The 9,727-nt window shown below is 71.0% G+C and carries 7 protein-coding genes and 2 pseudogenes; 2 read left to right on the forward strand and 7 right to left on the reverse strand.

Annotated elements, in window-relative coordinates; all coding sequences use genetic code 11:
- Window positions 1-525, forward strand: a pseudogene (locus G6030_RS06275) (hypothetical protein); the annotation flags it as partial.
- Between the two features lie 134 nt (window positions 526-659).
- Here the strand turns inward: G6030_RS06275 and G6030_RS06280 are convergent.
- Entirely contained in the window at window positions 660-2,312 is a 1,653-nt protein-coding gene (locus tag G6030_RS06280; RefSeq protein WP_182642538.1) for an AMP-binding protein, read from the reverse strand.
- A gap of 186 nt (window positions 2,313-2,498) precedes the next feature.
- Between G6030_RS06280 and G6030_RS06285 the strand changes: the two genes are divergently transcribed.
- The gene (locus G6030_RS06285; RefSeq protein ID WP_182642539.1) at window positions 2,499-3,578 is read left to right on the forward strand and encodes an alpha/beta hydrolase; all 1,080 of its coding nucleotides are present in this window, start codon (window positions 2,499-2,501) and stop codon (window positions 3,576-3,578) included.
- A 48-nt stretch (window positions 3,579-3,626) separates the two neighbouring features.
- Here G6030_RS06285 and G6030_RS06290 read toward each other — a convergent pair whose 3' ends face one another.
- From G6030_RS06290 to G6030_RS16860, 6 genes and pseudogenes are all read right to left on the reverse strand, one after another.
- Window positions 3,627-4,451 (reverse strand): oxygenase MpaB family protein, encoded by an 825-nt coding sequence (locus tag G6030_RS06290; RefSeq protein ID WP_182642540.1) that lies wholly within the window; start codon window positions 4,449-4,451, stop codon window positions 3,627-3,629.
- 55 nt (window positions 4,452-4,506) lie between these two features.
- A complete protein-coding gene (locus G6030_RS06295) occupies window positions 4,507-5,679 on the reverse strand; it encodes a lipid-transfer protein (protein ID WP_182642541.1) in 1,173 nt (390 codons plus the stop codon).
- Window positions 5,676-6,095, reverse strand: coding sequence for a MaoC family dehydratase (locus G6030_RS06300; protein WP_347238594.1), 420 nt, complete (start codon window positions 6,093-6,095; stop codon window positions 5,676-5,678). Before G6030_RS06300 ends, G6030_RS06295 begins: the two co-directional genes overlap by 4 nt.
- A gap of 26 nt (window positions 6,096-6,121) precedes the next feature.
- Window positions 6,122-7,243: a bifunctional MaoC family dehydratase N-terminal/OB-fold nucleic acid binding domain-containing protein gene (locus G6030_RS06305; protein WP_187701584.1), complete on the reverse strand. Its 1,122-nt coding sequence runs from the start codon at window positions 7,241-7,243 to the stop codon at window positions 6,122-6,124.
- A 60-nt stretch (window positions 7,244-7,303) separates the two neighbouring features.
- Window positions 7,304-8,506: an acyl-CoA dehydrogenase family protein gene (locus G6030_RS16855; protein WP_347238595.1), complete on the reverse strand. Its 1,203-nt coding sequence runs from the start codon at window positions 8,504-8,506 to the stop codon at window positions 7,304-7,306.
- 117 nt (window positions 8,507-8,623) lie between these two features.
- Window positions 8,624-9,664 (reverse strand): annotated as a pseudogene (locus G6030_RS16860) (acyl-CoA dehydrogenase family protein); the annotation flags it as partial.
- Window positions 9,665-9,727: the final 63 nt, after the last annotated feature.

Below are 9,727 nucleotides of genomic sequence, written 5' to 3' on the forward strand. Positions count from 1 at the left end.
GCGCGGCTGGACGCGGCGGTGGCCGAGGTGCCGGCGCTGGCGGAGTTCGCGGACGCCGCGCGCGCGGTGTTCGACGAGGTCGCCGGCTCCGGACCGGTGCGCGTGCACCGCATCCACGGCGACCTGCACCTCGGACAGACCCTGCGGGCGCCGGACCGCTGGATCGTCATCGACTTCGAGGGCGAGCCGGCCGCGCCCCTGGCCGAGCGGCGGGTGCCGGACTCGCCGGCGCGCGACGTGGCGGGCATCCTGCGCAGTCTCGACTACGCGGCCCAGCACACGCTCGTCGGCGTGGAGGACCGGCAGCTGCGCTTCCGGGCCCGCGAGTGGCGTGACCGCAACGTCGACGCCTTCTGCTCGGGGTACGCCGAGGTCAGCGACGTCGATCCCCGCGACTCCGGGGCGCTGCTGCGGGCGTACACGCTGGACAAGGCCCTGTACGAGGTGGTCTACGAGTCACGGAACCGGCCCGGGTGGGTCCCCGTGCCGATGGGTGCGGTGGAGCGGATCCTGTCCGCCGGCTGACCGCGCCCCGCCACGCACGCTTCCCGCGGCGCACGCTCCCCCGTGACGCACGTTCCCCGCGACGCGCGCCGGCCGGGCCCGCTGGTGCGGACCCGGCCGGGGGCTGTCAGTTCTCGTGCGTCACTGATCGCGCGTCACTGGGTGGAGATCTGCTCCTTGGCCCACTTGTAGTCGGCCTTGCCGGCGGGCGAGCGGCGGATCTCGGGGACGTCGACGATCACCTTGGGGATCTTGTAGTTGGCCAGGGACTCACGCAGGAACGCGGAGAGCTCCTCCGGCTCGGCCGACTTGCCCTCGCGGAAGGACACGACCGCGGCGACCTTCTGGCCGAAGCGCGGGTCGGGGGCGCCGGCGACCAGCGCGTCGTGCACGGCCGGGTGGGCCTTGAGCGCCTGCTCGACCTCCTCGGGGAAGACCTTCTCGCCGCCGGTGTTGATGCAGCCCGAGCCGCGGCCCAGGAACACGATGGAGCCGTCCTCGCGGATCTGGCCCATGTCGCCGAGCACCGCGACCCGCTGACCGTCGACCTCGGGGAAGGTCTTGGCGGTCTTCTCCGGGTCGTTCCAGTAACCGAGCGGGACGTGACCCCGGCGCACGATGTAGCCCACCACGTCGGATCCGGGGGCGATCGGCTGGTTGGACTCGTCGATCAGACCGAGGCGCGGGGTCGGCGCCAGGATCATCTCGCCGTCCTCGTTGAGGTTGAGCTCGCCGTCGTTACCGGTCTCGGAGGCGCCGAAGTTGTCGCGGATGATGACGTTCGGGAACTCCTCGTGCAGGCGGTCACGCGAGGTCTTGGACCAGATGCCGCCGCCGGAGGCGACCATGAACAGCGAGCTGAAGTCCTTGGTCTTCTTGGCCTCGAGCAGCGCCTCGGTGATCGGCACGGCCATCCCGTCGCCGACGAACATCAGCATGCCGGCCTTGTACTCGGCCGTCGCGTCCACGATGACCTCGGCGTCGAAGTCACGGAACAGGATCAGGTGGCCGCCCATGTTCACGAAGGTCAGCAGCGTGAACAGTCCGGCGCCGTGCATGAGCGGGGCGGAGATGACGACGCGGAAGCCGCCGTCGGGCGAGACGTTGTCCGCGACCTCCTGCGGGCTGTGCCGCTTGTCGCCGTAGGGGTTACCGCCGGACAGGCACGCGTAGTAGTAGTCCGACATCTCCCACTGGACGCCCTTGGGGAACCCGGTCGTGCCGCCGGTGTAGACGATCCAGTGGTCGTCACCGCGGGCCGGCTCGAAATCGCGCTCCGACGACTGCTCCGGCAGCTCGGCGTCGACGTCGACCAGGGTGAGACCGGCGGCCGCACACGCGTCCACGAGGACCTGAGGCGTCCCGCCGACGGCGAGAACCGTGCGCGTGCTGGTCAGCTGCGGCACAGCGGCGGCCATCGTCTCGGCGAACTCGGCGTCCACCATCACGGCGACCGACTGCGAGTCGTTGAACAGGTAGACGAGCTCGGCCGGGGTGTAGCGGTAGTTGACGTTGATCCCGGCCACGCGGATCTTCATGGACGCCACGATGGCGGCCATGTGCACCGTGCTGTTCTTCATGTACAGCGCGACGTGGCTGAGCGGTTCCGCGCCGTAGGCCTTGAGGAGGTGACCCATCCGGTTGGCGAGCTCGTCGATCTGCCGGTACGTGTAGTCGACACCGTCCATGGTGAGCAGCAGGTTGTCCGGGATCTTGTCGACCACGGCCTCGAACACGGCGGCTTCGTTCATGTCCGGGTTGGTTCCGGCGAGGGGATCGGTGGACTGATCGGCAACTGCGTCGGTCATCGGGGCAGGTCCTTAAGAGCGGCGGGTGTGTGTCTGCTCTCACATTGTGGCCTGAACTTGTTCTCATGTCCAGACCGGGGCCTGAGCAGCGACAATCGGACATTACTGCAACCAGTTCCACCTCGCGACATACCTCCGGGCATGGTTACGGGTGACCACCGTCGGTCGAGCGTCTACATTGCGCACATGAGCGGATCACGGCCCCGACATCCCGGCCCGCCGTACGACGGCGGCCTCCGACTGCCACGCTCGACCGGGTCCGGCGACGTCCCCCAGGACGGCCGCCGTTCGTCCGACCGCGAGGCCGACCGGCCGTCCCGACGCGGGCCCGTCCTCCAGGGCCCCGCCGAACAGGGGACGCTCCGCTCGCGCGGCCTCGCCGAGGCCCTGCGCCTCTTCGTGCGCCCCGCCCTGGACCGGATGCCCGCGACCGACGCCTCTCTCGGGCGGCTGCGGACCCTCACCTCGGGAGCGGGCCGAGCCGCCGCGCTGGAGAACACCAACGACTGGTCGTCGGACGGGCCGGTGCCCGGACTGTGGGTGGGCCGCAAGCGCTTCTTCGACTCCGACAAGGTGATCTACCACGTCCACGGTGGCGGCTTCACGTTCGGATCACCGTGGTCGCACAAGGCGCTCGCGTCCCGGATCGCCAGCGAGACCGGTGTCCCGGTCTTCCTGCCGGACTACCGGCTCGCGCCCGAGCATCCGCATCCGGCGGCCACCGAGGACACGATCGCCGGCTGGGAGTGGCTGATCGAGATGGGGTTCCCGGCCGAGAACATCGTGGTCGCCGGCGACTCCGCCGGGGGCAACCTCGCCCTGCAGCTGGTCGCCCACCTCGAGAGGACGCGGGCGCCCATGCCGGCGGGTGTCGTACTGCTCTCCCCCTGGATCGACCTGGACTTCACGGACATGACGGAGCGTGATCGGGCGCGGAAGGACCCGTTCCTCGCCCTGGGTCTCGCCGAGCTGTGCCGACGCCAGTACGCGCCCGGGGTGGACCCGGACGATCCGGCCATCTCCCCGATCAACTACGAGCCGTCGCCGGACTGGCCGCCGTTCCTCATCCAGGCCGGCGGCCACGAGATCTTCCGGGGCGGGATCGAGCGGATGGCGGAGAACTTCGCCGAGCACGGCGTGCGCCACGAGTTCCAGCTGTGGCCGGACCAGTTCCACGTGTTCCAGGTGTTCCATCCTCTCGTCCCGGAGGCGCGGGTCGCGGTCCGCGACATCGGGTCGTTCGTCCGCGGGTGCCTGCGCCGCTGAGCCGTTGACACGGGCGCGCGTCGGGCCGCGTCCGGGTTGCGGGCGGAGTCAGGCGTGCGCGGCCACGGCCTTCCGGGACGCGCGCAGCAGCAGGTCCTTGGGCAGCTCGCGAGCCCTGCGCGGCGTCCTGCGGTACAGGCGCGCCCCCACGGCCATGAGCGTGCTGAACCGGCGCTCGTCGACCGGGCTCCAGGCGAAGCCGTACGCGTCCCGCAGCTGCGTGGGCAGCAGCCCGATGGTGATGAAGCGCATGAGGCGGAAGACCGGGCGGACCGGCAGGGGGTGCCCGGACGGGTCGAGCAGCCTGGCCCCGTACTCACGCACCCGCTCGTCGATCTCGATCCCGTCCAGGGTCCGCGCCACGTAGGCGTCGTAGCCCGCCCGGTCGGCCGGCCAGTCCTCCGGCGGGACCTGCAGCGACGTGCCGTAGGTCTGGAACTCGCGGTAGAGCCGCTCGGCGGCCTCGTCGTCGAGCGGACCGAACATGCGCTGCCACATGTCCCGCCCGCCGTAGTACATGCACCCGGCCACCCAGAGCTGCAGCCCGGGGTCGAAGGCCGAGTACTCGACCTCCGCCCCGGGCGCCGACCGCACCGGCCGGTGGGCGCGGTTGACCATGCGGACCACCGCCTCCCGCTCGGCCGGGGAGCCGAACGCCACGAGGTAGATGTAGGCGGTGGTGTTGCGGAACCGCCCGACCGGGTCCCGTAGCGCCCGGCTGTGGTCGGCGACGCCGTGCCCGACCGGCTGCAGGGCGATCTCCATGAGGAACCGCCTGGGCGCCCCCGCCAGGAACGCGGCGTCGCCCACGACGTCGTGGAGCGTCGGGCCGCGGACGGCACCGGCGGCGGTGGGGCGACTGGCGGTGGTCATGCCCCCACCCTAACGCCGATCACATATATGTGATGTGACTTTCCGGTGAACCGGGTCAGACGGTGAGGACCAGTCCCGAGGTGGGCACGCCGGTCCCGGCGGTGACGACGAGCTTCTCGGCGCCGGCGACCTGGTTGACCGAGTCTCCGCGGAGCTGACGCACGCCCTCGGCGATGCCGTTCATGCCGTGGATGTACGCCTCGCCGAGCTGGCCGCCGTGGGTGTTGAGCGGGAGCCGCCCGCCCACCTCGAGGGCGCCGGGTTCGCGGACGAAGTCCTTGGCCTCGCCGCGCCCGCAGAAGCCGAGCTCCTCGAGCTGCATGAGCACGTACGGCGTGAAGTGGTCGTACAGCACCGCCATGTCCATGTCCTCGGGCCGCAGGCCGGACTGGTTCCACAGCTGGTCGCCGACGATCCCCATCTCGGGCAGGCCCGCGAGCTCGGGGCGGTAGTACGAGGTCATGATGTACTGATCCGGCCCGGAGCCCGAGGCCGCGGCCGCGATCGAGACCGGCTTGTGCGGCAGGTCGCGGGCCCGCTCGGGAGTGGTCACCACGATCGCCTGCCCGCCGTCCGACTCCTGGCAGCAGTCCAGCAGGTGCAGCGGCTCGGCGATGTAGCGCGAGTTCTGGTGGTCTTCCAGCGTGATGGGCTTGCCGTGGAAGAACGCCGCCGGGTTGACCGCGGCGTGCTTGCGGTCCACCACCGCGACCCGGCCGAAGTCCTCGCTCGTCGCGCCGTATTCGTGCATGTAGCGCTGCGCGACCATCGCCACGAACCCGGCCGGGGTGGACAGGCCGTGAGGGTAGGAGAACGCGTTGTCCGTGCCCGAGGAGTTCACCTGGTGCACGAGCGCCGAGTTGACCTGACCGAAGCGCATCCCCGAGCGCTCGTTGAACGCGCGGTAGCAGACCACGACCTCCGCGACGCCGGTCGCCACGGCCATCGCCGCCTGCTGGACCGTCGCACACGCCGCGCCGCCGCCGTAGTGGATGCGCGAGAAGAAGTTGAGGCTGCCGATCCCGGCGGCCCGGGCGACGGCGATCTCGGTGTTGGTGTCCATCGTGAACGACACCAGGCCGTCGACGTCCGACGGTTGCAGTCCGGCGTCGGCCACCGCCGCGCGGACGGCCTCGGCGGCCAGCCGGAGCTCGGACCGGCCGGAGTCCTTGGAGAAATCGGTCGCGCCGATGCCGACGATCGACGCCTTGTCCGCGAGGGAGCTCACTGCGGGTCTCCGTTCATGTAGAGGGTCGCGGTCGAGGTGACATGCGCGCCCAGCGAGTCCGTGCCGACGATCTTCAGCGTGACCAGCCCGTCGTCGTCGATCCCCGTGACCTCACCCGTGAGGGTGAGGGAGTCGTACGCGTACCAGGGCACACCCAGGCGCAACTTGATCGAGGTGATGCGCGCGCGCTGGCCCGCCCAGTCCGTCACGTACCGCTGCACGAGGCCGGTGTCGGTGAGGATGTTGACGAAGATGTCCTTCGAGCCCTTGGCATGGGCCAGGTCGCGGTCGTGGTGGACGTCCTGGAAGTCCCGCGTCGCCAGGGCCGAGGCGACGATGAACGTCGGCGTCCCCTCGATGGTCAGCTCGGGCAGCCGGTCCCCCACTCGCGCGGCGGGCGGCTCGGCGGGGCAGATCACGTCGGTCACTGCACTGTTCTCGCTCACTTGACGGCCCCTTCCCGGACCTCGGGCCTCTGACGGTCCACCGTGGGTGCGCCGGCCGGTCGCCAGGCGTACAGCGTCCACGGATCTGTGCCGAAGGCCGCGTCCTCGGACTCGTCGCCCGGCATGTCGAGGAACTCCACCTCAACCTCCATGCCGATGCGGACCTCGGCCGGGTCGACGTCGCGCAGCTCGCCGAGCATGCGCACGCCCTCCTCCAGTTCCACCAGCGCGATCACGAACGGGAACTTCGTGCGGCCCGGCACGCGCGGGGCGTGATGGACCACGAAGCTGTACACGGTGCCGCGGCCGGAGGACACGACGTAGTCGGTCTGCTCGGACTTGTCCTTCCACAGCGCCGGCACGGGCGGGTGCTGCAGTGAGCCGTCCTCACGCTTCTGGATGCGCAGCTCGTGGGCGGCGACGCCGTCCCAGAAGAACTGCGTGTCGTGCGAGACCGACGGGCGCAGGACCTTACCCACCACCAGGTCGTCAGTCGCCGAACCGGAGCTGGCGACGATCCGCTGCTCAGACGCTGGCCGCTCGGCCGGCTCGGTGGTGTCGGCGGCCTTGGCCGGCGGGCGGAACTTGAGGATGCGGAAGTCCATCTCGGCCACGACCTCGTCGCCGACCCGCCAGTAGTTGCGGGTGGTGAAGAACCAACCCTCGCCCAGGCCCGTGGTCTTGGGACCCACCACGTCCACCAGCACGGACTCGATGGTCACCTCCTCGCCCGGGCGGGTGTACCGGTGGTAGGTGGAGTCGCAGTTGGTCGCGACGACCGAGGTGAAGCCCTCGGCGTCGAGGATGTCGGTCATGCGGCCCAGCGGGTCGTCGGCCTCGCGGGTCTTGCCGAGCCCGCGCATGGTCCACACCTGGGCCATCGCGGGCGGCGCGACGAGTCCGCCGTGACCGGCCGCGCGGGCCGCCTCCTCGGACTCGTAGATGGGGTTGGTGTCGCCGATCGCCTCGGTCCAGTTGCGGATCATCGGCAGGTTGATGGGGTCGCGGCCCGCGCGGCGGGCGCTGCCGCCGGAGGCCTTGACCTCGTCGGCCGCGGCGAGGATGCGCGCGGCCCGCTCGTCGGTCACTGTGTCGTTGAACACCGTGTCGTCACTCATGGGTGCCTTCTCGTCGGGGTGGATGCGCAGCGGGGCTGCGCTGGCGGGACGGGGCCGGCGTCAGCGCGCCGTGCGGGGCATGCCGAGGCCGCCCATGCAGACCAGCTCGCGCATGACCTCGTTGACGCCGCCGCCGAAGGTGATCACGACGTTGCGCTTGTTCATCATGTCGAACCAGCGCTGCAGCGCCGCGGTGTCCGGGTCGGTGGGGTCGCCGAAACGGCCGAGCAGTTCCTCGACGATCCGGCCGACGTGTTGGATCTTCTCCGTGGAGAACACCTTCGACGCGGCGGAGTCGCCCATCGACGGGTTGTCGCCCGTCGAGGAAACCTGCCAGTTGAGCAGCTCGTTGAGCCGGACGATCGCGAAGATCTCCGCGAGGCCACGCCGCACCTCGGGCCGGTCCAGGTGGCGCACGCCGTCGGCACCGGTGCCGCGGGCCCAGGCGGCGAGCTCGTCGTAGTACCCGCCCGGCCGGCCCGACGGGGCGAGCATGACGCGCTCGTGGTTGAGCTGCGTGGTGAGCATCTTCCAGCCGCCGTCGACCTCGCCAACGACCATGTCCGCCGGGACGCGCACGTCGGAGTAGTAGGTGGCGTTGACGTGGTGCGCACCGTCGCAGGTGATGATCGGCGTGAACGAGAAACCCGGATCGGTGGTGTCCACGATGAAGATCGTCAGCCCGCGGTGGCGCGAGTCCGGGGTGCCGGTGCGGGCGGCGAGCCAGATGTAGTCGGCGTGGTGTCCGCCGGTGGTCCACATCTTCTGCCCGTTGATGATCCAGTCGCCGGTCGCCTCGTCCTTGCGGGCCGTGGTGCGCAACGCGGCGAGGTCGGTGCCGGCGTCGGGCTCGGAGTACCCGATCGCGAAGTGGATTGTCCCGTCGAGGATCCCTGGGAGGAACTTCTCCTTCTGCTTCTCCGTGCCGTACTTCTGCAGCGTCGGGCCGACGGTCTGCAGCGTCACCGAGGGCAGCGGAACGTCGGCGCGGGTGGCCTCGTTGGTGAAGATCTGCTGCTCGATATGGCCGAAGCCCTTGCCGCCGTACTCGGTGGGCCAGCCCACGCCCAGCCAGCCGTCGCGACCCATCCGCTTGATGATCTCCGCGTAGGTGTCGCCGTGACGGGTGGTCGCGATGTCCGCGGCCTCCTCCGGCGAGATGAGGGTGGAGAAGTACTCGCGCAGCTCGGCCTGCAGCGCGCGCTGCTCGGCGGTGAGGTCGATGAACGCGGCGTCGGCGTCGGTGTCGGCGTCGGCGGCGATCGCGTCGCCGGAGGCGGGGGCCACCTGCTCCACCGGGTCGGCGGCGATCGCCGCGCCCAGCGCGTCGAGGTGCAGCTGCGCGCCGCCGACGAAGCGGGCGAGGTCCTTGACCGCCGAGGAGTACTTGAACATCGGGTACGTGACGTCCACGCCCACGCCGCCGTGGAGGTGGTGCAGGAGTTGCACCGCGCGCGGCCCCTCGGCGGCCAGCCAGTACGCGCCGATCGTGGGATCGGTCTCGTAGCGGTCACCGGGCCCGGCCAGCCCCTCGGAGATCCGCCACGCCACCGACTGCGCGATCACGTGCAGCGTCTGCGAGACGATGTAGACGTCCGCCAGCTCCTGCTGCACCGCCTGGAACGAACCGAGCGGCTTACCGAACTGCACCCGCTCCTTGAGGTAGCCGGCAGTCATCTCCAGCGCGCCGGCCACGAGACCGTCACCGTGGGCGATACAGGCGGCCAGGACGAGACGCCGGAACTCCTCGAGGACCGATCCCGTTCCCGCGCCGCGGAGCACGTCGTCGTCGTCGACCTCGGTGGCCTCGAACCGCATCGCGTACTCGGGCACGCCCAGGGAACCGAGGGTGGGGGTCAGGGTGACGCCCGGGGCGTCAGGGGCGACGACGACGAGGACGGCGCCCTCGGGCGTGGACGCCGGCACGAGGATCGCGCGGGCCTGGGCCGCGTAACGGACGCTGGTGACGGTGCCGGTGAGGGTCCCGCCATCCAGGCGCACGGTCGGCTCGAGCGGCAGGGGGCTGCCGGGCTCGGCGACGGCGGCGGTGAGGATACGGCCGTCCTCGATGCCGGAGAGCAGTCGCTTCTGCTGGTCCGCGGTGCCGAGGGTGACGATCGGCAGTACGCCCAGGCCCAGCGTCTCCAGGGCGGGGATCACCACGCCGGCGCGGCCGACCTCCTCGAGCACGACGGCGATGTCGGCGGGCGTGAGGTCGTCGCCGCCGAGCGCTGCGGACAGGCCCAGCGAGAGCAGCCCGGAGGTGGCGAACGCCGACCAGAGGCGCTCGTCGAAGCCGGCGTCGTCGACACTGCGGCTGGGCAGCGCGGTGAGCAGTTCCTCGGCCGGGGCGGCCGTCGACAGCGCGCCGGCCACCGCCTCGGCGACGGCGGCCTGGGTCTCGGTACGCGTGAAGTCCACGATCAGTCCTGTTCGGGTACGGGGGCGGGGGATGCCGGCCGGCCCGCCCTCGTCGGGCGGGCC

It is taken from the genome of Dietzia sp. E1, assembly GCF_014145015.1.
Lineage (GTDB): Bacteria > Actinomycetota > Actinomycetes > Mycobacteriales > Mycobacteriaceae > Dietzia > Dietzia cinnamea_A.

Coding starts and splice junctions, on each gene's coding strand:
- G6030_RS06280 (WP_182642538.1), bottom strand. CDS start 2,312: ATGACCGACGCAGTTGCCGATCAGTCCACCGATCCCCTCGCCGGAACC.
- G6030_RS06285 (WP_182642539.1), top strand. CDS start 2,499: ATGAGCGGATCACGGCCCCGACATCCCGGCCCGCCGTACGACGGCGGC.
- G6030_RS06290 (WP_182642540.1), bottom strand. CDS start 4,451: ATGACCACCGCCAGTCGCCCCACCGCCGCCGGTGCCGTCCGCGGCCCG.
- G6030_RS06305 (WP_187701584.1), bottom strand. CDS start 7,243: ATGAGTGACGACACGGTGTTCAACGACACAGTGACCGACGAGCGGGCC.